Below are 23,876 nucleotides of genomic sequence, written 5' to 3'. Positions count from 1 at the left end.
CTGCATAAGTGAAACGTTCTGGTTTCGTCAGGAGCTCCCTCCCTGAGGGAGCTGGCGCACGAAGTGCGGCTGAAGGAGTCATTCCGACAGAAAGCCTGCGCTCTATAAAATCTATAAAATTAAGGAACCGTTATAATGTCAATGCTGAACCACTTTTTCAATTACAAACCCGAAGTTCTGGCGCTGGACGAAAAGGCTATGGAGCTGTGCCAGCCCTACTTCCGCCATATGGAGGAGATCCGCGATTTTAACCAGCTCAAAATGCTGAAAGCCTTTGCGGATACCCAGATGTCCTCCACCGATATGCTGGGCACCACCGGCTACGGCCTGTGGGATACCGGCCGCGCAAAGCTGGAGCAGATCTTTGCCGAGGTGATGGGCGCAGAGGATGCTCTCGTGCGCAGTCAGTTCCAGAGCGGCACCCACACGCTGGCTGTGGCGCTGTTCGGCCTGCTGCGGGCAGGGGATATCCTGCTGGCTGCCACCGGCCGCCCCTACGATACGCTGGAAGGCGTGATCGGTCTGGACGGCAAGGGCAGGGGCACCGGCACCCTGATGGATTACGGCATCCGGTACGATGAAGCTCCGCTGAAAGCCGACTTCACCCCGAATTATGACCTGATCGCCCAAAAGGCCCCCGGTGCAAAGGTGTGCCACATCCAGCGCAGCCGCGGCTATCTGCAGCGCAATGCCTTTGATCTGGAAACGATCCGAAAAATTGCGGATACCGCCCGCGCCGCAAACCCGGACATCATTATTTTTGTGGATAACTGCTACGGCGAGTTCACCCAGACGCAGGAACCCTGTCAGATGGGCGCAGACCTTGTGGTGGGCAGCCTGATCAAGAACCCCGGCGGCGGCATCGCTCCCACCGGCGGCTACATTGCGGGCCGCAAAGACCTTGTGGAGCTGTGCGCTTACCGCCTGAATGCGCCCGGTCTCGGCAAGGATCTGGGCTGCACGCTGGAAACGCCCCGTGATATGTATCTGGGCTTCTACTATGCGCCTGGCGTGGTGTGCGAGGCCATCAAGACCGCCATTTACGCCCAGTGTATGCTGGAGCTGCTGGGCAAAAATCCAGTGCCGCGCTACTGCGACGACCATAACGACATCGTCACCTGCTTTGATGCAGGCACTGCGGATGCGCTCATCGGCTTCTGTCAGGGCATTCAGGCTGCAAGCCCCGTGGACAGCTATGCCGCCCCGGAACCTTCTCCGGAGCCGGGCTATACCGACGAGGTGGTCATGGCAAGCGGCAGCTTTACACAGGGCAGCACCATCGAGCTTTCCTGCGACGGCCCGCTGCGTGAGCCGTACACCTGCTACCTGCAGGGCGGTCTGAACTTTGCTGCCAGCCGTGCAGGCGTGCTGCTGGCCATCCAGAAGGCTTATTTCAAGGACTGAAAAGGGGAGAGCGCATGCCTGTTCTAAGTGACCGTGTGGGGCTGAAGCACAATGTTCCGCAGGGTACCTATTTTGTGATGATCGATATTTCCGATTTTCTGGCGCTGCCCCAGTTCAAGGGCTGGACCGACCTGCAGTTCTGTGAGTGGATGATCCGGGAAGTGGGCGTGTCCGCTGTGCCTGGCTCCAGCTTCTTCCGGGAGCCGGTGAACCATCTGATCCGGATGCACTTTGCCCGCGGCACCGATGTGCTGGACGAAGCCGTCCGCCGGCTGGAAAAGCTGCAGGCATTCCTGAAATAAAAGCAAAACAAAAAACAACAACGCCGCAGGAAGTTTCCTGCGGCGTTGTCTCTTTCCCGATACTCTATACACGATTCATCACACGGCGTGGCGCTGCACGGTGGGCATTGGCTCCACAAGAGCGGGATGCATCCCCTCGCGGTAGTCCAGGTCGCCCTGATCCATACCGCGCAGCAAGACCTCGGCGGTGGCAATGTTGGTGGCAATGGGTACGCTGTGCATATCGCACAGGCGGAGCAGATTCTGCTCGGTGATGCTGGCGGCATCCGCTTTCAGCGGGTCACGGAAGAACAACACCAGATCCACTTCGTTGCACGCAATGCGGGAAGTGATCTGCTGCACACCGCCCAAGCGCCCGGAGAGATAACAGTGCACGGGCAGGCCGGTAGTCTGCGCCAGCATCCGTCCGGTGGTACCGGTAGCGATGATTGTGTTTTTGGACAAAATGGCGCTGTAAGCAGTGCAGAACTGCAGTGCAAGCTCTTTGCGGGAATCGTGTGCAAGAATGGCAATCGTCATAGTACTCTCTCCTTTGCTGTCAGTATAGTACTGTATACGGTGAACAATTCATAGACGGAAAATGAAACACCGTGAAATCGTTATCAAAATTTCCAATATAGTTTTACCGCAACAAAACCGTGCTTGTCAAGAGTTTTTTATACTTTTTACCAGATAAAATAGAGAAAGTGAGATTATTGCTTTGTAAGAATTGGAGAAAACTGGGATACAATCATCTATATCAGTGAGCGAATAGGAAAGGCAGATTGAAAACATAATTCAGCTTTTTGTCTTTATTGAAAGAACATTCCATGGGAATAAAACAAAAAAACAGGCTGGCGCAAATCGCACCAGCCTGTTTCGGAAAAAGCTTTTCAGTTTCGTTTCTAAATTATGAATATTATGGAGAAAACGCTCACTCCCGATTTCCGCACTGGAAAGGTGGGTTCAGCGGGCTTTAGCGAATCTGACCATTGCCGTGGATGATATACTTGTAGCTGCACAGCTCGGCCAGTCCCATGGGGCCACGGGCGTGGAGTTTCTGGGTGGAAATGCCCATTTCGCACCCAAGGCCGAATTCACCGCCATCCGTAAAGCGGGTGGAACAGTTCACATACACGGCGGCGCTGTCCACTGCGGCAGTGAACAGGTCGGCATGGGCCTGTGTCTGGGTCAGGATGGCCTCGCTGTGGCCGGTGGAGTGCTCAGCAATATGCCCGATGGCCTCCTCCACGCTGTCCACGACCTTGACCGCGAGGATGTAGTCCAGAAATTCGGTGTCAAAGTCCTTTTCTCCGGCAGGGGTGCCGGAGATGATGGCGGCTGCGCGCTTATCCAGCCGCAGCTCCACCGGGTGCAGGCCCTTTGCCGCGCGGTCCGGGCCAAGGCGCTGGGCCAGACGGGGCAGGAACTGCCCGGCAATGGCAGAGTGCACAAGGCACACCTCCTCGGCGTTGCACACGCTGGGGCGGCTGGCTTTTGCGTTCTCGATGATGTCCAGAGCTTTGTCCAGATCGGCGGTGTCGTCTACGTACACATGGCAGATGCCGGTGCCGGTCTGGATGCAGGGGACCTTGGCGTTCTGAACGCAGGCACGGATCAGCCCGGCACCGCCGCGCGGGATCAGCAGATCCACATAGCCTACAGCGGTCATCAGAGCATTGGCAGAAGCGTGTGTGGTGTCCTCGATCAGGCAGACCGAAGTCTCGGGCAGACCGGCCTTTTTCAGGCCCTGCCGCAGAACGGTGACGATGGCGTTGGCACTGCGCCAGGCCTCCTTGCCGCAGCGCAGGATGCAGGCGTTGCCGCTTTTGATGGCAAGGGCAGCGGCATCGCTGGTCACATTGGGGCGGCTCTCGTAGATAATGGCGATTACGCCCATGGGCACAGCCGTCTTTTCAATGACGAGGCCGTTGGGGCGCTCCACCCGGTTCAGCACCCGGCCCACCGGGTCGGGCAGAGCGGCAACCTCGCGGATGCCCTGCGCCATGGCTTCGATGCGCGGAACGGTCAGGGCCAGACGATCCAGCATCACATCGCTGATGTGCCCTTTGGCAGCAGCCATGTCCTCGGCGTTGGCGGCAAGGATGGCAGACTGGTTCTGCGCATCGCATAAAGCGTCCGCCATGCCCAGCAGGGCCGCGTTGCGGGCGGTGTTATCGGCCAGCGCAAGGGCACTTTTGGCGCTGCGGGCGGCTTCCAGAATTTCCTGTGTGGTCATGTGTTCAGTCCTCCTTGCGGGCCGCAAAGCGGGTGCCTGCGGATCTGCCTGCGGCAATGTCGTACAAAAGCTCCGGGTGTGCGCCGTTGGCAATGACCATATCGGCACCGCTGCCCGTTACCATGCGGGCAGCGCGCAGTTTGGTGGCCATGCCGCCGGTGCCAAGGGCCGAACCGGCACCATCGGCCAGAGCCATCACCTCGGGGGTGATCTCCTCCACCAGCGGGATGAGCTTTGCATCCGTGTGGGTGTGGGGATTGGCGGTGTACAGGCCGTCGATGTCACTCAGCAGCACCAACATGTCAGCCTTGGCGCAGCAGGCCACGATGGCCGCCAGCGTGTCGTTGTCGCCAATGGAGGTGATCTCATCGGTGGCAACGGTGTCGTTTTCGTTGATGATGGGCAGGGCACCCAGCTCCAGCAGGCGGGACAGGGTGTTCTGAAAGTTCACGCGGCGTTCGGTGTGCTCCACGTCCACGCCGGTGAGCAGGATCTGCGCCACGGTGTGATTGTAGGCGTTGAACAGCCGGTCGTAGGTGTACATCAGCTCACACTGGCCCACAGCGGCGCAGGCCTGCTTGGTGGTGGTGTCCTTTGGGCGGGTTGGCAGTGAGAGCTTGCCCACGCCCATGCCAATGGCACCGGAGGACACCAGAATGACCTCATGGCCCTCGTTTTTCAGGTCGCTGAGCACCTTGACCAGCTGTTCCGTGTGGCGGATGTTCAGCCGTCCGGTGGCGTATGCCAGAGTAGAAGTGCCTACTTTTACAACGATGCGCATGATATCCTTAACCCTTTCCCATTTCCTTTGTCTTATTGTACGAGGCGATCACGGCATCCATCACCGCACCGCGCAGGCCGTGCTCTTCCAGCACGCGCACGCCCTGAATGGTGCTGCCGCCGGGGCTGCACACAGCATCCTTGAGTTCGCCGGGATGCTTTCCGCTTTCCAGCACCAGCTTTGCGCTGCCCAGAACCATCTGCGCGGCATATTCCTGCGCTTTGGCGCGGGGCAGGCCGCAGGCCACGCCGCCGTCGGCCAGAGCCTCAATAAACTGGTACACCCATGCCGGGCCGCAGCCGGAAACGCAGCTGGCGGCATCGATCAGACTTTCCGGCACGGCGTCCAGACGGCCCGCAGGAGCCATGATCCTGAGGAAGGCTTCTTCTTCCTCAGCGGTGACATTGCTGGAACAGTACTGGATCATACCCTCGCCCACAGAAGCCGGGGTGTTGGGCATGATGCGGATCACAGGAAAGTCCTCACCGGCCATCTCCTGAATGCGGGCGATCGAAAGGCCCGCCGCCATGCTGCACAGCACAAAACGGCTGGGGCGCTCGTCAAAGGTGAACTTGAGCGGCTGGAGCAGAGCTTCCATCATCTGGGGCTTTACCGCCAGAAAGATCAGGTCGCAGTCACCGGCCACCTCGGCATTGGTGGCTGTTTTGCAGCCCAGTTCTTTGGCCAGTGCCTGTGCCTTGGCCACAGTGCGGTTTGCCAGAAAAACTTTCTTAGGGTCAACAGCTTTGCAAACGGCACGGGCGATGGCTCCACCCATGTTGCCGCAGCCCAGAAAACCAATGGTATCCATCATAGTTTGTACCCTCCCTCAAAACGGCACTTCAATCACAGCCGTCTGCTCCCATTCTAAGCGTAGAGGAATATAAAATCAAGGGCCTTTTCCGCTTTTTTGCCGGAAGAAGCCGCTTTTGCAGGCATTGCGCACCGCCGGAAGGGGTTTGGGGGGCTGAGAAACGGCTTTTGAAACGAGAAACTGCCGGAGTGAAAACGCAGGAAGTCGTTCTTTGTTTACAAAATGGACAGAATCAATGCTTGCAATCGGGATGGCTTTTGCGGTATTATAATGTACGAAGCTGCCAATCGCCGTACGCAGCGGGAAAAATTTCTACGGTCGGGAAAGGAAGGTCTTTGTGTCACAAACAACGAAGCGGGCACTGGAAGCATCGCTGAAAAAGCTGCTGCTGGAAAAGCCCCTCAATAAGATCACGATCAACGATATCACCGAGGACTGCGGCGTGAACCGCATGACCTTCTACTACCACTTTAAGGATATTTACGATCTGGTGGATTGGATCCTGATGGAAGATGCGGCCAAGACGATGGAAGGCCGCCAGAGCTTTGATACATGGACCGAAGCATTTCTGGACATCCTGCACCAGATCCGGGATAACAAAGCACTGGTACTGAACGTATACCGCTCTGTGGGTCGTGAACAGGTGGAGCAGTATCTGTACAAGCTTCTGGACCCTATGCTGAAGGAATTTGCGGATCGCGAATGCCGCGACATCACCGTGCAGGACGATGACAAGCAGTTTGTGGTGGATTTTTACAAATATGCGCTGGTGGGCGTGGTGCTGGAATGGATCCGCCGGGATATGAAAACGGATCCTGCTGTGATGGTAGAACGTACGGGACGGATGCTGCAGGGCGATCTGCGCCGCGCGTTATGCCGCCTTGCCAGCAATAAGATCCATCTGGAACAGGACGGTTGAACCGGAAGAGCGACAAAATTTTATCATAATCCGCGCCGTGATGGGTTTTCTATCACGGCGCTTTTTCTGTTTATGGCAACTTGTGGGATAAAATGGTAGAGTAATGGCATAGAAATAGAAAAAGAGATCTCCGAAAAATACCGTTTGGAGGAAAAGGATAATGAATACTTCTGTTGAGAGCCTGACTCATAAAATGCAGCGTGCTGCCGTTGGTAAAATGGTGGACGTGGTGCTTTCTCATGCCGATAAAGACCGTCAGAAAACCGTGGGACAACTGGTGGATGTCGCAAAGCAGTTCTATGGCAGTTCGTTCAGCGCTGAAGCCTACGAACACGCCAGACAGACCCTGACCGACCCCGACAGCAAGTGGTCCAAGCTCATCAACTGTGTGCTGGATCAGACCGACCCCAATGTGGCCCGCACCATGGCGCTGAATCTGGGCTACGAGGCTTTCTTCCGCGGCACCAAGACCATCCGCGAGAACCGTGTGAAGTACCAGTGCAACATCCCCTGGCTGATCCTGTTCGACCCCACTTCCGCCTGCAATATGCACTGCGTGGGCTGCTGGGCCGGCGAGTATGGTCACAAGAATAACCTCAGCTTTGAGGATATGGACAAGATCGTTACCGAGGGCAAGGAGCTGGGCGTGTACCTGTACATGCTGACCGGCGGCGAGCCGCTGGTGCGTAAGGCTGATATCCTCAAGCTGGCCGAGAAGCACAATGATGTGCAGTTTGCCATCTACACCAACTCCACCCTCATCGATGAGCCCTTCTGCAAAGAGGTGGTGCGTCTGGGCAACATTGCCTTCATGCTGTCCATCGAGGGCACCCCGGAGACCAACGATGCCCGCCGCGGTGAGGGGCACTATGCCGCTGTTATGCATGCTATGGATCTGCTCAAGGAGCACGGCATCGTGTTCGGCACGTCCATCTGCTACACCCGCGATAATATCGAAGCTGTTACCAACGATGAGTTCATGCGTTTCCTGTGTGAGAAGGGCGCACACTTCGGCTTCTACTTCCACTACATGCCCGTGGGCAACGAGGCAGCACCGGAACTGATGCCTACCCCGGAGCAGCGCAAATATATGATCGACCGCATCCGCTATCTGCGCTCGGAAGAGTGCGATATCCCGTTCTACCCGATGGATTTCCAGAACGACGGTGAGTTTGTGGGCGGCTGTATTGCCGGCGGACGCAACTACTTCCACATCAACTCTGCCGGTGACGCAGAGCCGTGCGTGTTCATCCACTATTCCAACGCCAACATCCACGACCAGAGCATCCTGGAGATCCTGCACAGCCCGCTGTTCATGGCTTATCACAACGGCCAGCCCTTCAACAAGAACCATCTGCGTCCCTGCCCGATGCTGGAAAACCCCGAACTGCTGCAGAAGATGGTGCACGAGACTGGTGCCCACAGCACCGACCTGCAGTCCCCGGAAAGCGTGGAGCACCTGTGCGAGAAGTGCAAGAACTATGCGGCCAACTGGCAGCCCACGGCGGACGAGATCTGGTCCCACACCAAGATCCGCGAGAGCCGCTACGAGAACTACAAGGACTGGAAGCCCTCGCAGCCCATTGAAAAGTAACGAAGGCAGACATCATAACGCAAACAAAGTCCAGGCGTTCCATTGAAGTGCGCTCCGTCAAGTAGACAGAGAAATAATATCAGTTTTTGTTCGCCGTTTCCACAAGGAGACGGCGAATTTTTTGTGCAAAAGTGATTGTTCTTCCTTGACATGAAAATACCCCCAGAGTACGCAGAGTTTTTGTTTTACTCTGTCTACTCTAGGGGGAGCATATCACACTCAGAGAGGGTCTTGCTGTTTCATGAAAGAGTGGTTTTGAAAATTACCAGAACCAGTAGCGCTTTTTCAGCACAACATATGCAATGCCGATCAGAACCACTACAACACCACCGGCAATGAAGAAGGTCCAGTTGATATTGGCAAATTTCAGGTTCTGGTTGGTCAGCAGATAACGGCCTGCAGTATCGGCAGTGATGATGCCGTCGGTGTAGCTGTTCAGGTACTGCCACTTGTTGGAGACGGCGTTGTACAGATACAGGCGGGTATAGGTGCTCACATCCAGATCGATGCGCACCGAGCAGGGAAGAGCCTTGCCCTTGTCCAGCTCGAACTCGATGCCCTGATCGGACTCAGTCAGGATGAGCATGGTGTCCAGCTCACTGGTGGTGCTCTTGACACCGCTGCCTGCAATCTGCATGGTGTAGCCATCGCCCACCACGCACAGGGTCTTGCCGGTGGTGCGCAGCGCATTGAGGATATCACCGGTCACGGTAGGCACCTCGGCCTGTGTGAAAACGATCTCGTTGTCCTCACTGTCCTGAATGGCCTGCACAACGGGATCGATCTCGATGGGAGTATCGTTATCCGGTTCGGTGGAGCTGCTGTCCGAAGAATTATCGGAAGAAGATGCAGCCGAACGGTTGACGATGACCGTGACCATGGCGGATGCAGTGCCATTGGAAACGGTAATGGAAGTAGCGCCGGTGCCCACAGCCGTGATCACGCCGCTGGGGCTGACCGTGGCAATGTTGCTGTTGGCGGACTTATAGGTGAACTTCTGGGAAGCGGAAGAAGGCTTGACACTGGCGGTCAGGGTGCGGGTGGCACCGGGCTTGAGCACAACGTAGGAAGGATTCACCGTGACGACCTGACCGCTGTTGGAAGAACCAGCGCTGGTGGTGCCGGTGCCGGTGCCGGAGTTGGGAATACTCATGACCGTGACATTGGTGGTAGCAGTCACCGAACCGCAGGTAGCGGTAATGGTGGCGGTGCCGGGGGCAATGCCGGTAACACGGCCGAAATTGTTCACCGTGGCGACCTTCTCATTGGAAGAGGTCAGGGTGACGGTGGCATAGTTGGAAGCCGAAGTAGGCCGCACCTGCAGCTGTGCCGAGACCGAGTTGCCAACATAAATGGTGTTGGAGGAAAGGGAAAGGTCCATCTCAGTAACGATCATGGAAGAATCCATGGAGACAACGATGGTGTAGGCACAGATCTGGTTGCCTGCGGCAGCGGTGATGCGGGTGGTGCCTACGCCCACAGCCTGCACGACACCGGAGTTGCTCACGGTCAGGATGGAAGTATCGTCCGAGATAAAGACAACCGAGTCGGTAGAGTTGCGCGGACGCACCACAGGAGACAGCTGCTGAGAGGAACCCAGCAGCATGTTGGCGGTATAGCTGCCGGCCTCAATGCTTTCGGCAGGCACGTCCTGATCCCACGGCATGGCAACGCCGCTCAGGGTAAGGCCGGAGACAGGGCTTGCTGCGGCCGCAGACACAGCTGTGCCGCAGGCCAGCAGGCAGAGCGCTGCCGCACAGACGGCCAGTTTTTTTGCGGTTGATTTCATAGTAAGTGTACCTCTTTGGGTGATATAACGGCGGCTGGCAGTCAGCACAGCTCCGGTTTAGCGGAACAGAACGCCCAGGGCTTCCATTGCGTACTCGAAATAGGTGACCTGATCGTACTCCACACGGGCAGTAACGCTCATGCCGTTGGAAAGATCCACCTTGTCGCCGCTGCGGCTCACCACATAAGTGGCATCGGGCTTAATGGTCATCTTATAGTAGGAAGCGTTGGAGCTGGCCGTCACGTCACTGTCAATGGCCGTTACAGTGCCGGTCAGGGTGCCATAGGAATACTCCGAAAGGCCGGTAATAGCGATCTTGCACGAGTCACCCACATGAAGCAGCGGGCGGTCATTCACGGTGACCATGGCAACGATCTCCAGATCGTCGTTCTCGCTGGCAACAGTGGCCAGCGGGGAGCCTGCGCTCAGCACCATGCCCTCTTTGTAAGGAGTATCCATGTGGATCACACCGGAGGTTGGGGCGTAGATGTAGTAATCGTTGGCACCGGTGTTCAAGGCATCGAGCTGAGCCTGAATGTTGTCCACGTTGCTCTGTGCGCTGGTAATGCTCTGGGAGATGGACTGCATGGTGGAGTAATACAGAGCTTCTACTTCGCTCTGGCTCTGCTCCATCATGGTCTTGATCTGAGCATCGGAGTAACCGGCAGCCTGATAGGCCGTGGCATCAAAGGTCTTCTGGGAGACCTGGCTCTTGTAGGTTTCGTACTGATAGTAGTAGGGCTGATCTTCGGGGTTTGTCTCGCTGAAGTAGTTGGTATCATCCTGCACGCACTGCAGCAGCTTGTTGTACTGGTCCAGCTGGGTCTGGTAGATCTTGAGCTGGCTTTCCAGGTTATCCTGCTGCATGTCGATATCCGTGCTCTTGATGTGTGCCACGAGGTCGCCCTCGTTCACATAGCTGCCCTCCGAAATATACATCTCGGTAATGGAGCCGGAATAGCTGGACATGATATAGGTTTTATTGCTGGCCTGAACGGTGCCTGCGTTCTGGCTGACATAAATGCGGTTGGTATGGGTGCTCCACACCACCAGAAACAGCATGAAGATGCCCACCAGAATGACAAAAGCGTAGCCATAAGGCGGCAGCTTTTTTTCCATCATGATGCGGCGGTCCTGCAGATCCGAAAGGTTCTGAACTTTAATCGTCATAATTACTTGGTCTCCATAAAGACATCGACCACGGCATCATCCTCATCCTGATTGACATAGATGGTATAGGAGGTGCCGGTCAGTTTCTGCTCATTCTCAAAAGCGTGGACCTGCAGCTTGTAGGAAGCCAGCTGGCTTTCGGGCATGGGGCCGGTGTAGTGGGCATACAGGCAGTTCTTCACGCGCAGAATAGCATCCATATGGTAGTCCTGCTCCATCTGGCCGATGAACTGGGTAGCCTGCTGCATCATGTACAGGTGCATCTGACGGTCCTCACCAACCACCATGGCCTGCACAATGGGGCCAATGGGCTGTGCGTTGTTGCTCTTGATAAAGTTGTGCATCTGGGTCAGCACTACGGGCAGACTGGCCATCTCTTCCGGATGAATCTCACGGGAGAGCACATTGGTGAGCTTCAGGGTCTTGTTCTCGGCTACTTTGATCTCTTTCATGTTGAATACCTCGGTTCCTTTTCAGATTTACCTCAGAAGAGGCAGTAATAGGCAATCGAGAAAGGGGAGAAAACCGCTGCAGAGAGCAGCTTCCTCTCCGCTCCCGATCGCCTACTACTTATAAAAGTAATAGGGATCTTGCAAATAAAATGTGCCCGGAGGCATTTTGCCTCCGGGCACACCATAGTGAGGCATAGTTACCTGAGCAGGCGGGGCCTGTTCAGGATAACACCATCTACTTCTACTAAACAGAAAGTCTTTCTAGCTCTTTTTTATCTGACACAGCAAAACTATGTCAAACCAAGCTATCCATCAAGAATTACTCCCTTTCATATGTAACCGGGTGCGCACCCGGCTGCAACACATCAATAGGTGATCGACTCACCGTCGTCATCCTCTTCCACCACGGCCTGCATAACAGACTGCTTGGGCTCTGCCTTTTTGCTGCGGTAGATACCCTGCTGCATGTTCCAAAGCTCGTAGTACTTGCCTTCCTTGGCAAGCAGCTCCTCATGGGTGCCGCGTTCCACGATCTGGCCGTGATCCATCACAAGGATCAGATCACAGTCACGAACGGTGGACAGGCGGTGCGCCACGATCAGCATGGAACGATCTGCAAGCTGATCGTAGATCATGTTGAAGATCAGATTTTCCGTAGCAAAGTCCAGATTACTGGTGGATTCATCCAGAATGTAGAGGTTGGAATCCTTCAGGAAAGCGCGTGCCAGCGCAATGCGCTGCTTTTCACCGCCGGACAGGCCATTGCCTGCTTCCTCCAGATAGGTGTTATATTGCAGGGGCAGGTGGCGGATAAAGTCGTGTGCATCTGCTTTCTTGGCAGCTTCCTTGACTTCGTCCATCGTAGCGTCCATACGGGAAACGCGGATGTTATCATAAATGGTCTTGCTGAACAGCTCAACGTTCTGCGGCACATAAGAAATTGCGCGGCGGACAGAGTCATTGGTGTATTCAGCCAGATTCACACCGTTCAAGTCGATCTCGCCATCTTCCGGCTCATAATACTTGAGCAGAAGCTTGGTGATCGTGGATTTGCCGCTGCCGCTGCTGCCCACCAGTGCGACCTTTTTACCGGCCGGAATGGTAAAGCTGATGTGATCCAGTGCAGGGGCACGGTTGCCATAACGGAAAGTGACATCCTTGAACTCGATATCGCCCTCCACCTTGTCCAGATCGGTGCGGTCTTCGTCGCCGACCGTCTCGGAGGGATAATCCATGATCTCGCCCAGACGCTTCATGGAAATGCTGGCCTCCTGAATCTGCATCTGCAGACCGATCAGGTTGCTCAGCGGGGAAGTAAAGTAAGAGGACAGTGTGCTGAAGGCCATGAATCCGCCCAGTGTCATCTCACCCTTCAGAACCTGACTGATACCCACATAGGTGGTCAGCATGCTGAAACCGGTGGAAATGAAGGAGGAAATCAGGCCCTGCGTGGTACTGATCTTGCTGGAGCGCAGGCTGATCTTCAGGCTCTTGATGTACTCACGCTCGAGGTTCTCCATTTCGGTATCCTCGTTGGCGTTGCACTTGACCGTCTCAATGCCGCGCAGGCTTTCGATCATCTGGCTGTTCAGTGCAGCGGACTGCACCATGGTTTCTTCGTTGATCTTTTTGTAAGGCTGCTTGTAGATCAGCACCAGCAGAATGCTGACCAGAGCCATGAACAGCGAGATCGAGAAGAGCATCGCATTCATGCGGAACAGGATGATACCGGTGATAATGGCCATCGAGATATCCATGATCAGACTCAGCGCAATGCTGGTGAAGATGGATTTGATGGTGTTTGCATCCGAATAACGGGTGGTGATATCACCAGTCTTGCGGGTGGCAAAGAACTTCATGGGCAGATGGAAGATATGCCCGAAGTAGCCCAGCATCAGCGGAATATCGATCTTGATGGATAGGTGGATCAGAACCCACTGACGGACAAAGCCCACCAGCGTATTGGTGATGCTGACCATGCTGAACACGAGAATCAGTGTGACCAGCAGATTGTCCAAGCCATATGGCAAGACCTCGTCCATCAGGATCTTGTTGAACATGGAGGAGGCGATGCCCAGGATCGTAACGATCAGAGAACTCAGGATCGCATAGGCAAAGAGTTTTTTCTGGGGCAGCAACAGGTCGATGTAACGCTTGAACATGCCGCCCTTTTCGATCTTACCGCCCTTGAACTCCGAGGTGGGGTTCATCAGCAGCAGAACACCGGTAAAGTTCTTGTAGAACTCATCCAGAGAGATCTTTTTCAGCTCACTGCCGGGGTCGCCGATCACGACATAATCCTTGCACTTGTGTTTTCTGCCGTTCTTCTCATCTTCCTTGGCGGATTCGGCTTCTTTCAGCATGTGCCGACGACGCTCACCGTCATCTTTGATGGTGGTCTTTTTAAAGACGACCACAAAGTGGGCCAGACCCTGATCGGTGATGACCTGCGCAATGCAGGGCAGCGAGAAATCGCTGAGGAAATTTTCACGGTCTACGCGAACCGCTGCAGTGGTGAAACCCAACTCATTAGCGGCTTTCTGCAAACCAACAAGGTTCGTGCCTTTCAGGTCGGTACCCATCATATCGCGCAGGCGGGTGATGGTAACTTCCTTTTTGTAATGGAGGCACACCATTGCGAGGCAGGCAGCCGCACAGTCAGTGGTGTCGTGCTGCCGGACATAGGTATAACGCATAGATGCTTCCTTTGATCATATACAAATTTATTCAAACAGCGGCAGGCGTTTTGAAGAAGCGGCCTGCCGCAGATCTGACAACGTGAAAAGAGCCGGAGCCTGAAACAACAGCACAGAGACCGGTGTTTTGTCCTGTCCTGCGGAAAACCATGACAAAACACCGGTCGGCTGCTATCAAAAGAAGGGAGCACCTACCCTTTGATCTGTGTGCCGGACTTTGGAAAAACAGATACAAATTCCCAAAGCTTATAAGCAGTATACCACAATGTGACATCTTCTTCAAGTAGTCAAATTTTAAGAAATCATTATGCTTGATGCTTTTTTCGCATGGATGCTGTGTTTTTGGGACAGAGAAGCCCAAAAACAGAGGAGAAACACGACTGCATGGCTGTACAGAAAAAGGGTGTAGTATGGGACAAACAAAAAAGGCAATGTTCCGTGGAACATTGCCTTTTCTTCTGGCGCCTCTTGCCTGACTCGAACAGGCGACACCCTGATTAACAGTCAGGTGCTCTAACCGACTGAGCTAAAGAGGCAAATCACATTTGTGACTGCGAAAGATATTATACCGCATAAGAATGCCTTTTGCAAGCCTTTTTTAAAAAATGGATCATTTTTGGCAAAACAAAACCGTCCTGCAGTGTTTTGAAACGCTGCAGGACGGTAAAGTACATCGTATAAAAAGAAGGAAAATCTTATTTCAGCTTGCTCTTGGCCTTCATGCGCTGCTCGTGGTTCAGGATCTGCTTGCGGATGCGCAGATTCTCGGGGGTGACCTCCAGCAGCTCGTCCTGTGCCAAGAATTCCAGGCAGCCTTCCAGACTGAGCTTGCTAATGGGGATCAGGCGCAGAGCATCATCGGAGCCGGATGCACGGGTATTGGTCAGGTGCTTGGTCTTGCAGACGTTGACATCCACATCCTCGCCGGAAGCGGTGTAGCCAATGACCATGCCCTCGTAGACCTTTTCACCAGCGCCCACCAGAAGGGTGCCGCGCTGCTGAGCATTGAACAGACCGTAGGTGACAGCCTCGCCGGTCTCAAAGCTGACCAGAGAACCGGTGGAGCGGTTAGCGATCATGCCAGCCCAGACATCGTAACCGTCGAAGATCTGGTTGATGATGCCTTCGCCGTGGGTATCGGTCAGGAACTGGTTGCGGTAGCCGAACAGGCCGCGGCTGGGCATACGGAACTCCAGACGCACACGGTCGGTGCCCAGAGATTCCATCTGCTGCAGGATAGCCTTGCGCTGGCCCAGGCCGGTCATGACAGCGCCCTGATACTGGGTGGGCACATCGATGACGACATGCTCCATAGGCTCATAGGTCTTGCCGTCGATGACCTTAGTCAGAACGTGCGGGGGAGAGACCTGCAGCTCATAACCTTCACGGCGCATGGTCTCGATCAGGATGGACAGGTGCATCTCACCACGGCCCATAACGCGGAAGGAATCGGTGGTGGCAGAATCCTCCACCTTCAAAGCGACATCCTTCAGCAGTTCCTTCTGCAAACGGTCACGGATCTGACGGCTGGTAACATACTTACCCTCACGGCCGGCCAGCGGGCTGTCATTGACAGAGAAGGTCATTTCAACGGTAGGATCGTTGATCTTCACGAAGGGCAGTGGCTCCACGTTGGAGGGGCTGCACAGGGTGTTGCCGATGGTCACGTCGGGCAGGCCGGAGAATGCCACGATATCGCCGGCGGTGATGTTATCGCACGGCTGACGGCCATTGGCCTGAAAGTCGTACAGCTTGGTCAGACGGCCGCGCATCTTCAGATCCTGATTGTGCCAGTCACAGACGACAACTTCCTCGCCCACCTTGGCAACGCCGTTCTGGATGCGGCCAATGCCGATGCGGCCCACGAAGTCGTTGTAGTCCACAGAGGACACCAGCATCTGGAAGGGAGCCTCGGGGTCGCCCTCAGGCGGCTTGATGGTGCTCAGCAGAGTATCGAACAGGGGGATCAGGTCGGTGCCGGGCACATCCGGGTCCAGGCTTGCGGTGCCATCACGGCCGCAGCAGAACAGCATGGGGCAGTCCAGCTGTTCATCGGTAGCACCCAGATCCATCAGCAGGTACAGAACTTCGTCGATGACTTCCTTGATGCGGGCATCGGGACGGTCGATCTTGTTGATGGCTACCACCAGGCTCAGGTTCTGCTGCAGAGCCTTCTGCAGCACAAAACGGGTCTGGGGCATGCAGCCTTCGGCGGCATCCACCAGCAGCAGAACGCCGTTGACCATCTTCAGCACGCGCTCCACCTCGCCGCCAAAGTCGGCATGGCCCGGAGTATCGACAATATTGATCTTGACACCCTTGTAGGTGCAGGAGCAGTTCTTGGCCAGAATGGTAATGCCGCGCTCACGCTCGATATCGCCGCTGTCCATGACGCGCTCAGCCACGACCTGATTATCGCGGAATGCGCCGCTCTGACGCAGCATTGCATCCACCAGGGTAGTCTTGCCGTGGTCAACGTGAGCGATAATGGCAACGTTGCGCAAATCGTTACGAACCATAAAATTCAACCTCTCTATTATTAAAACTCATAAAATACGAACGAACGTCATACAAGTTTAAGTTTATAACAGAAAGGGGTGGTTTGTCAAGATTGTATAAAAATTTTTTCAACCTTTCGGCAGAATGCCTGAGAAAAGCCATGCGATTTGTGCGGCGTGTACCTTTAAAATATGCTATACTAAGGGTACAGAAGAAATAAAGCCGGAGGTGTTTTTATGAAGATCACATTTCTGGGCGCGAACCATGAGGTCACCGGCAGCTGCACTTTGATCGAAGCGGCTGGACAGCGCTTTTTGATCGACTGCGGCATGGAGCAGGGCAAGGACGTATACGAGAACCAGCCCATCCCGGTGGCACCCGGCGAGATCGACTGGGTGCTGGCCACCCATGCACACATCGACCATACCGGTATGCTGCCGCTGCTGGTGCGCAACGGCTTCCGCGGCAAGATCTATGCCACGAACCCCACGGTGGAGCTGTGCGGCATCATGCTGCGGGACTCGGCCCACATTCAGGAATTTGAAGCGGAGTGGAAAAACCGCAAGGGCCAGCGCTCCGGCGCAGAACCGGTGGAACCGATGTATACTGTGCAGGATGCTGAAGCAGCCATGAAGCTGTTTGTGGGCAAGGCCTATGAGCAGCGCTTCCAGCTTGCACCGGGCATTGAAGCCCGCTTTGTGGATGTGGGCCATCTGCTTGGCTCGGCCAGCATAGAGCTTTGGATCACCGAGGGTGAGACCACGACCAAGCTGGTATTCTCCGGTGATATCGGCAATCTGGATCAGCCCATCATCAAGGATCCTGCTTACATCAAAGAGGCGGACTACGCCTTTATGGAATCTACCTACGGCGACCGCAGCCACGGCCCGAAGCCGGACTATGTGAGCGAGCTGACGAAGATCCTGCAGCGAACCTTTGACCGGGGCGGCAATGTGGTCATTCCCAGCTTTGCGGTGGGCCGCACGCAGGAGATGCTCTACTTTATCCGTGAGATCAAGGAAAAGGGCCTTGTGAAGGGGCACGGCAACTTCCCGGTGTACATTGACAGCCCGCTTGCCATCGAGGCGACCCGCATCTTTAAAGATACCGACCCGGACTGCTTTGATGCGGACACCCGCGCTCTGCTGGAAAACGGCATTGATCCGATTACCTTCCCGGGTCTGCGCGTCACGGTGACCAGCGATGAATCCCGCATGATCAATGCAGACCGCGTGCCAAAGGTCATCCTCTCGGCCAGCGGCATGTGCGAAGCGGGCCGCATCCGTCACCACCTCAAGCATAATCTGTGGCGGCCGGAGTGCACCATTCTGTTCGTGGGCTATCAGGCGGTGGGCACGCTGGGCCGCACCCTGCTGGAAGGTGCCACGACGGTAAAGCTGTTCGGTGAACCCATTGAGGTGCAGGCAGAGCTGTGCCAGCTCACCGGCATGTCCGGCCATGCGGACAGAGAAGGTCTGCTGCGGTGGGTGAACTCCTTTGAGCAGAAACCAAAGCGTGTGTTCGTGATGCACGGCGAAGATGAGACCGAGGACCACTTTGTGCAGACCTTGACGGAACAGGGCTTCACTGCCTGCGCACCCTACAACGGCGCACAGTGGGCCATCGGAGCCGAAGGGGCCGTCTGCCTGCAGGAGGGCACGAGAGCCCGCATTGAGCACAAGGCGAATGAAGGCCAGAGCCGTGCCGCCAGTGTGTTCCAGCGGCTGGTCAGCGCCGGCAAGCGCCTGCTGCGGGTCATCGAGCACAACGAGGGCGGCGCAAACAAAGACCTTGCCAGGTTTGCCGACCAGATCAATGCCCTGTGCGATAAGTGGGACCGATAAAGCAAAACAAAAGCACCGTGACCCAAAAGGCCACGGCGCTTTTTTGCATGGAGCGGGCAATGGGAATCGAACCCACCTCCTCAGCTTGGAAGGCTGATATACTAGCCGATGTACGATGCCCGCATTTACGAACGATATTATAGCATGTTCCGGCACAAATGTCCAGCCCAATTTTTGTGTGTTCCTTAAAGCACCGGAAAAGAATGCCGGAACGGCCTTGCTTTTCCATACGGCTCTGCTACAATAGAAAAGAACGGAGGGAGAGAGGATGGAGCCGGAAGCAGAGATCATTCGTGCGCAGCTGTTTGCCTTGCAGGATGAAGCATACCGCACCTTTCACAGTGCGTTGATGCCCACCGTGCCGCCGGAAACGGTGATTGGCGTGCGCGTTCCGGCTCTGCGCAGGCTGGCAAAACAGCTCGCGGGCACAGCGCAGGCAGAGGTGTTTTTACAGGCCCTGCCGCATGGATACTACGAAGAGAACAACCTCCACGCGTTTCTGATCGAACTTATCCGGGACTACGACAGGGCGCTGGCTGAAACGGAAGCGTTCCTGCCCTACATCAACAACTGGGCCACCTGTGACTGCTTTTGCCCCAAAGTGTTTGCAAAGCACAAGAAGAAACTGCTGGTGCCCATTCGCCGCTGGCTGGATTCGGGCGAGGTGTACACCGTGCGCTATGGCATGGAGATGCTGATGCGCTATTATCTGGATGATGCATTCCGGCCGGAATATCTGGAATGGGTGGCCGATGTGCGCAGCACGGAATACTATATCAATATGATGCGGGCATGGTATTTTGCCACGGCACTGGCAAAGCAGCCGGATGCCGCGCTGCCGTGGCTCACAGAAAAGCGGCTGGATCTGTGGACACACAACAAAGCCATCCAGAAAGCGGTGGAAAGCCGCCGCATTCCGCCCGAAATGAAGCAGCTGCTGCACGGTCTGCGCAGCCGTTCATAAAAGCTTCCGGATTTCCGCGCAGATTTCCTGTTTACTTTATGGATGTTTTATTGTAAAATAAGCTATAGTAAAAAATGCCAGGGTATGCCTATGCCCTGACGGAAGATAAAAACAGGTGGTGTTTGGATTATGGCATTGAAATATCAGCGTATCCTTCTGAAGATCAGCGGCGAAGCACTGGGCGGCGAAAAAGGCACGGGTTTTGATGAGCCCACCATGGACGCGATCTGCGGCGGCGTGAAGAAAGCACACGAGCTGGGCGTGCAGATCGGCATTGTTGTGGGCGGCGGCAACTTCTGGCGCGGCCGTTCCAGCGGCAAGATGGAGCGCACACTGGCCGATAAGATCGGTATGCTGGCAACCGTGATGAACGCACTGGCTGTCTCCGACAAGCTGGAGCAGCTGGGTGTCCCCACCGAGGTGTTCACCTCCATCACCATGCCACAGGTGGCACAGCCCTTTACCCGCAAGGATGCCCTGCGCGCCATGGATGAGGGCAAGATCGCCGTGTTCGGCGGCGGCACCGGCAACCCGTTCTTCTCCACGGATACGGCAACCGCTCTGCGCGCTGTGGAAGTGAGCGCCGATGTGATGTTCAAGGCTACCATGGTGGATGGCGTCTACGATAAGGACCCCCACAAGTACGCCGACGCAAAGAAGTATGATACCCTCACCTTTACCAAGGTGCTGGAAGACCAGCTGGCTGTTATGGATGGCACTGCTGCCACTCTGTGCCGCGACAACAAGCTGCCCATCCTCGTGTTCGATCTGGCCGACCCGGACAACATTGCCCGTGCCGTGCAGGGCGAGAATGTGGGCACACTGGTTTACGAGGGCTGAAACGCCTGCAGCCGACATACATTATAGGGCAGACGCATTGCAGCGCAGCCCCAAGATAAAAAGGAACAGGAGACTACCGCAATGAGCAGCAACACCAAGGTTTACGAAGACAAGATGAAGAGCTCGGTCGAACATCTGGGCCGCGAACTGGGCGCTGTGCGCGCAGGCCGCGCAAATCCCGCTGTGCTGGATAAGGTCAGCGTGGATTATTATGGTGCCCCCACCCCCATCCAGCAGGTGGCATCCGTGGCTGTGGCCGAAGCACGCACCCTGACCATTACCCCGTGGGACCGCACCCTGCTGCGCCCCATCAGCAAGGCCATCATGGCCAGCGATGTGGGTATCACTCCCATTGATGACGGCTCTACCATCCGCCTGAACTTCCCGGCTCCCACCGAGGAGCGCCGCAAGCAGCTGGCAAAGGAAGTTTCCAAGCTGGGCGAGGAGGCTAAGGTGGCAGTGCGCAACATCCGCCGCGAGGCTATGGATAAGGCCAAGGCCATGAAGAAGGCCGGCGAGCTGACCGAGGACAGCCAGAAGACCATGGAAGAGGATGTCCAGAAGCTGACCGACAAGTATATCAAGAACATCGATGCTGCGGTGGAAGAAAAGCAGAAGGAGATCATGTCTGTCTGATCTGCGCAGATGCAATAGACTGGAGGTGCCGTGCGCTGAAGAAGAGTGCGCGGCACTTTTGTTGAAGGTGGCATTGCTGCCGGGAGGAAATAATGGCGCATCCTAAAGAATTTGCCGAGGGCCTTTCCATCGGCATCATCATGGACGGCAACGGCCGTTGGGCAAAGAACCGCGGCCTGCCCCGCACTGCCGGGCACAAAAAAGGCGCAGAGGTGTTCAGCGATATTGCAGATTACTGCGATGAGCTGGGCGTTTCGTCGGTGTACTTCTATGCGTTTTCCACCGAGAACTGGAAGCGTCCGCTGGAAGAGGTCAACGCCATCATGCGGCTGTTCGGCGAATATCTGCTGAAGGGCTTTGACTACAAGAACCGCAATATCCGCATCAAGTTCATGGGTGACCGCACGGTGCTGGATAAAAAGCTGCAGCAGCTGATGAACAAGCTGGAAGCAGATTCTTCGGTCAAGACCGGCATGACCCTGAACATTGCCATCAACTACGGCGGCCGCCCGGAGATCGTGCGGGCGGCGCAGCAGCTTGCGGCAAAGGCGGCGGCAGGGGAGATAAAGCCCGAAGAGATCACGGAACAGCTGCTCAGCGATGCCATGTATACCGCTGGCCAGAAGGACCCGGATTTTATCCTGCGTCCCAGCGGAGAAAAGCGGCTGTCCAACTTCATGCTCTGGCAGGCAGCTTACTCGGAGCTGGTAGAAATGGACGTTCTGTGGCCGGATTTCACCCGCAGCGATCTGGACGCTGCCATTGAGGAGTTCAATCATCGTTCCCGCCGGTTTGGCGGACTGTAAAACCCAAGACCTCCTGCACACGGTGCAGGGACCGGACGGCCCGGCGGCTTTGCCGGAGCCAAACTTAATCCAGAGGGGCGCGGCACCCGACCGGTGAAAAGGAGATCCAATCTATGAAAACACGTGTTATTACTGCGATCGTGGGCATCATCGTACTGATCGGCGTGATGTTCACCTTCAACACCCTGCTCTTTAATCTGGTCATCGCGGCCATTACGCTGATCGCCGTTCACGAGATCTACAGTGCCCTCGGCTTTGAAAAGAAGGACTGGCTGATGTATGCGATGCTGATACCATATACACTGCTGGTCATGACGAGCAACTATCAGATCATGCGGCGGCTGGTGATGCCGGTGTCCTTTCTGCTGGTCACATTTTATGCCATCTATCTGGTGGTGCGCAACGGCACCATCAGCTATCAGAAGGCCAGCGGCCTGCTGATGTTCTCCGGCATCGTGATCTTCTGCTTCTATTCCTTTATCCGGCTCAAGGAGCTGCTGCCGGTGGAGCAGTACGGCTACGATGCGGTGTTCTTTATCCTGCTCATCCTCTGCTTTGCCTGGGGCGGCGATACCTGTGCCTACTTTGCAGGCCGTGCCTTTGGCAAGCATAAGCTCTGCCCGGTGGTCAGCCCCAAAAAGACCGTGGAAGGTGCTGTTGGCGGTGTTCTGGGCACCATGGCGTTTGGTGTGATCATCACGCTGGTATACTCGGTGGCAGCAAACCGGATGGAAGCCTTCACCCGCTCCAACATTGGCGTTTCCATGTATGTGATCATTGCGCTGCTGGGCTGCGTGGCGGCGGTGCTGGGCATTTATGGCGATCTGTTTGCCAGCGTGGTCAAGCGCCAGTGCGGCATCAAGGATTACGGCACCATCTTCCCGGGGCACGGCGGCATTCTGGACCGCTTTGACAGTGTGATGTTCATTGCGCCCTTTGTGACCATGGTCATTACGGCGGTGTTCTACTATTAAGGGAGGAATATGTGATGTCGAAAAAAATCACTCTGCTGGGTTCTACCGGTTCCATTGGCACCCAGAGTCTGGATGTGATCCGTGCACAGGGCTATGAGGTGTTCGGCCTTTCTGCCCACAGCCATGTAGACAAGATCCTGCAGCAGATCGAAGAGTTTCATCCGCGCTATGTCTGCATGACCGACCCGGATGCGGCCCGCAGGCTGGATGCGGAGCTTTCCGGTCGTGCAGATGTGCCCCGGCTGCTGGTAGGGCCGGAAGGGCTCAAGCAGCTGGCCGCACTGGACGGCACCGATGTGGTGCTGAACAGCGTGGTGGGCATTGCAGGCCTTGGTGCCAGCCTGTGCGCGATCGAAAGCGGGCATGATCTGGCCCTTGCCAACAAGGAGAGTCTTGTCACCGGCGGCCATCTGGTCACACAGGCCGTGGCAAAGCAGGGTGTAAAGCTGCTGCCGGTGGACAGTGAACACTCGGCCATCTTCCAGTGCCTGCAGGATAAGGAGAGTGCCCCCAGCCTGACCAAGATCCTGCTCACGGCATCCGGCGGCCCCTTCTTCGGGATGAAGACCGAGGAGCTGCGCGGTAAGACCAAGGCGGATGCCCTCAAGCACCCCAACTGGAACATGGGCGCAAAGATCACCATTGACTCTGCCACCCTGATGAACAAGGGTCTGGAGCTGATCGAGGCAGTGTGGCTGTTCGGCCTGCCGCCGGAGAAGATCCAGATCGTGGTGCAGCGCCAGAGCATCGTGCATTCGGCGGTGCAGTTCAGCGATCATTCGGTCATTGCTCAGCTGGGTGTGCCGGATATGCGCATTCCCATCCAGTATGCGCTCACCTACCCAAAGCGCGTACCCGGCGTTGTGCCGGAGCTGGACTTTGCCGCACTCAAGGTGCTCACCTTCGATGTGGCAGACGACGAGACCTTCCGCTGCCTTGCCGCCTGCAAAAAGGCCATCAAAAAGGGAGGTCTCGGCCCATGCGCCGCCAACGGTGCCAATGAGGAAGCTGTCAAGCTCTTCCTTGAGGACAAAATTGGCTTCCTCGATATTGGCCGTCTGGTGGAAGCAGTCGTGGACAGCGACAGCTTTGGCGGCGAGTATACCCTCAGCGATGTGTACGAGTGCGACCGCATGGCACGAGAGTTCGTGCGCGCACATCTTTGATCTTTAGG

General features: G+C 55.9%; 19 protein-coding genes, 2 tRNA genes and 1 pseudogene. 11 read left to right on the top strand and 11 right to left on the bottom strand.

Annotated elements, in window-relative coordinates; all coding sequences use genetic code 11:
- The first annotated feature begins 141 nt into the window (after nt 1–141).
- Nucleotides 142–1,404 (top strand): methionine gamma-lyase family protein, encoded by a 1,263-nt coding sequence (locus tag DWV57_RS06275; protein ID WP_120020283.1) that lies wholly within the window; start codon nt 142–144, stop codon nt 1,402–1,404.
- Nucleotides 1,405–1,433: 29 nt separating this feature from the next.
- Nucleotides 1,434–1,706 (top strand): annotated as a pseudogene (locus DWV57_RS06270) (aminotransferase); the annotation flags it as partial.
- Nucleotides 1,707–1,784: 78 nt separating this feature from the next.
- On the opposite strand, the gene DWV57_RS06265 reads toward DWV57_RS06270, so the two are convergent.
- The 4 genes from DWV57_RS06265 to proC form a co-directional block, all read right to left on the bottom strand.
- Entirely contained in the window at nt 1,785–2,225 is a 441-nt protein-coding gene (locus tag DWV57_RS06265) for a methylglyoxal synthase (protein WP_097777603.1), read from the bottom strand.
- Nucleotides 2,226–2,661: 436 nt separating this feature from the next.
- Nucleotides 2,662–3,924 (bottom strand): glutamate-5-semialdehyde dehydrogenase, encoded by a 1,263-nt coding sequence (locus DWV57_RS06260; protein WP_120020282.1) that lies wholly within the window; start codon nt 3,922–3,924, stop codon nt 2,662–2,664.
- A 4-nt stretch (nt 3,925–3,928) separates the two neighbouring features.
- A complete protein-coding gene (gene proB, locus DWV57_RS06255) occupies nt 3,929–4,705 on the bottom strand; it encodes a glutamate 5-kinase (RefSeq protein WP_097775355.1) in 777 nt (258 codons plus the stop codon).
- Between the two features lie 7 nt (nt 4,706–4,712).
- A complete protein-coding gene (gene proC, locus DWV57_RS06250; protein ID WP_120020281.1) occupies nt 4,713–5,519 on the bottom strand; it encodes a pyrroline-5-carboxylate reductase in 807 nt (268 codons plus the stop codon).
- Nucleotides 5,520–5,856: 337 nt separating this feature from the next.
- Here proC and DWV57_RS06245 point away from each other — a divergent pair, with 337 nt between their 5' ends.
- Together DWV57_RS06245 and DWV57_RS06240 are read left to right on the top strand one after the other, a co-directional pair.
- Complete coding sequence (locus tag DWV57_RS06245; protein ID WP_118526041.1) at nt 5,857–6,438, top strand: TetR-like C-terminal domain-containing protein; 582 nt, start codon at nt 5,857–5,859, stop codon at nt 6,436–6,438.
- A 160-nt stretch (nt 6,439–6,598) separates the two neighbouring features.
- Nucleotides 6,599–8,032: a radical SAM protein gene (locus tag DWV57_RS06240; RefSeq protein ID WP_118526039.1), complete on the top strand. Its 1,434-nt coding sequence runs from the start codon at nt 6,599–6,601 to the stop codon at nt 8,030–8,032.
- A 262-nt stretch (nt 8,033–8,294) separates the two neighbouring features.
- Here DWV57_RS06240 and DWV57_RS06235 read toward each other — a convergent pair whose 3' ends face one another.
- The 6 genes from DWV57_RS06235 to typA all read right to left on the bottom strand — a co-directional run bounded on the left by DWV57_RS06235 (nt 8,295) and on the right by typA (nt 16,658).
- The gene (locus DWV57_RS06235) at nt 8,295–9,821 is read right to left on the bottom strand and encodes an Ig-like domain-containing protein (protein ID WP_120020280.1); all 1,527 of its coding nucleotides are present in this window, start codon (nt 9,819–9,821) and stop codon (nt 8,295–8,297) included.
- Between the two features lie 57 nt (nt 9,822–9,878).
- The gene (locus DWV57_RS06230) at nt 9,879–10,991 is read right to left on the bottom strand and encodes an HlyD family efflux transporter periplasmic adaptor subunit (RefSeq protein ID WP_118526035.1); all 1,113 of its coding nucleotides are present in this window, start codon (nt 10,989–10,991) and stop codon (nt 9,879–9,881) included.
- A gap of 2 nt (nt 10,992–10,993) precedes the next feature.
- Nucleotides 10,994–11,443, bottom strand: coding sequence for a hypothetical protein (locus DWV57_RS06225; RefSeq protein WP_097777610.1), 450 nt, complete (start codon nt 11,441–11,443; stop codon nt 10,994–10,996).
- A gap of 365 nt (nt 11,444–11,808) precedes the next feature.
- A complete protein-coding gene (locus DWV57_RS06220; RefSeq protein WP_120020279.1) occupies nt 11,809–14,139 on the bottom strand; it encodes a peptidase domain-containing ABC transporter in 2,331 nt (776 codons plus the stop codon).
- Between the two features lie 459 nt (nt 14,140–14,598).
- A tRNA-Asn gene (locus DWV57_RS06215) sits at nt 14,599–14,675 on the bottom strand.
- A 159-nt stretch (nt 14,676–14,834) separates the two neighbouring features.
- A complete protein-coding gene (gene typA, locus DWV57_RS06210) occupies nt 14,835–16,658 on the bottom strand; it encodes a translational GTPase TypA (RefSeq protein ID WP_005945857.1) in 1,824 nt (607 codons plus the stop codon).
- Nucleotides 16,659–16,874: 216 nt separating this feature from the next.
- Between typA and DWV57_RS06205 the strand changes: the two genes are divergently transcribed.
- Nucleotides 16,875–18,482 (top strand): MBL fold metallo-hydrolase, encoded by a 1,608-nt coding sequence (locus DWV57_RS06205; protein WP_120020278.1) that lies wholly within the window; start codon nt 16,875–16,877, stop codon nt 18,480–18,482.
- A 48-nt stretch (nt 18,483–18,530) separates the two neighbouring features.
- Here the strand turns inward: DWV57_RS06205 and DWV57_RS06200 are convergent.
- A tRNA-Gly gene (locus DWV57_RS06200) sits at nt 18,531–18,605 on the bottom strand.
- A 145-nt stretch (nt 18,606–18,750) separates the two neighbouring features.
- Here DWV57_RS06200 and DWV57_RS06195 point away from each other — a divergent pair.
- The 6 genes from DWV57_RS06195 (at nt 18,751) to dxr (ending at nt 23,868) form a co-directional block, all read left to right on the top strand.
- The gene (locus tag DWV57_RS06195; RefSeq protein ID WP_120020277.1) at nt 18,751–19,446 is read left to right on the top strand and encodes a DNA alkylation repair protein; all 696 of its coding nucleotides are present in this window, start codon (nt 18,751–18,753) and stop codon (nt 19,444–19,446) included.
- Between the two features lie 129 nt (nt 19,447–19,575).
- Nucleotides 19,576–20,286: a UMP kinase gene (gene pyrH / locus DWV57_RS06190; RefSeq protein WP_120020276.1), complete on the top strand. Its 711-nt coding sequence runs from the start codon at nt 19,576–19,578 to the stop codon at nt 20,284–20,286.
- A gap of 81 nt (nt 20,287–20,367) precedes the next feature.
- A complete protein-coding gene (frr, locus tag DWV57_RS06185; RefSeq protein ID WP_005945866.1) occupies nt 20,368–20,922 on the top strand; it encodes a ribosome recycling factor in 555 nt (184 codons plus the stop codon).
- Between the two features lie 92 nt (nt 20,923–21,014).
- Complete coding sequence (gene uppS / locus DWV57_RS06180; RefSeq protein ID WP_118526027.1) at nt 21,015–21,728, top strand: polyprenyl diphosphate synthase; 714 nt, start codon at nt 21,015–21,017, stop codon at nt 21,726–21,728.
- 113 nt (nt 21,729–21,841) lie between these two features.
- Nucleotides 21,842–22,702 carry a phosphatidate cytidylyltransferase gene (locus DWV57_RS06175; RefSeq protein ID WP_120020275.1) on the top strand — a complete coding sequence of 287 codons (861 nt, stop codon included), beginning with the start codon at nt 21,842–21,844 and terminating at the stop codon, nt 22,700–22,702.
- 14 nt (nt 22,703–22,716) lie between these two features.
- Nucleotides 22,717–23,868, top strand: a complete 1,152-nt coding sequence (dxr, locus tag DWV57_RS06170; RefSeq protein WP_120020274.1) for a 1-deoxy-D-xylulose-5-phosphate reductoisomerase — start codon at nt 22,717–22,719, stop codon at nt 23,866–23,868.
- Nucleotides 23,869–23,876 lie beyond the last annotated feature (8 nt).

Source organism: Faecalibacterium sp. AF10-46 (genome assembly GCF_003604105.1).
GTDB lineage: Bacteria > Bacillota > Clostridia > Oscillospirales > Ruminococcaceae > Faecalibacterium > Faecalibacterium taiwanense.
The sequence above is the reverse complement of the archived record's forward strand: the minus strand, read 5'-3'. Positions and strand labels throughout refer to the sequence as shown.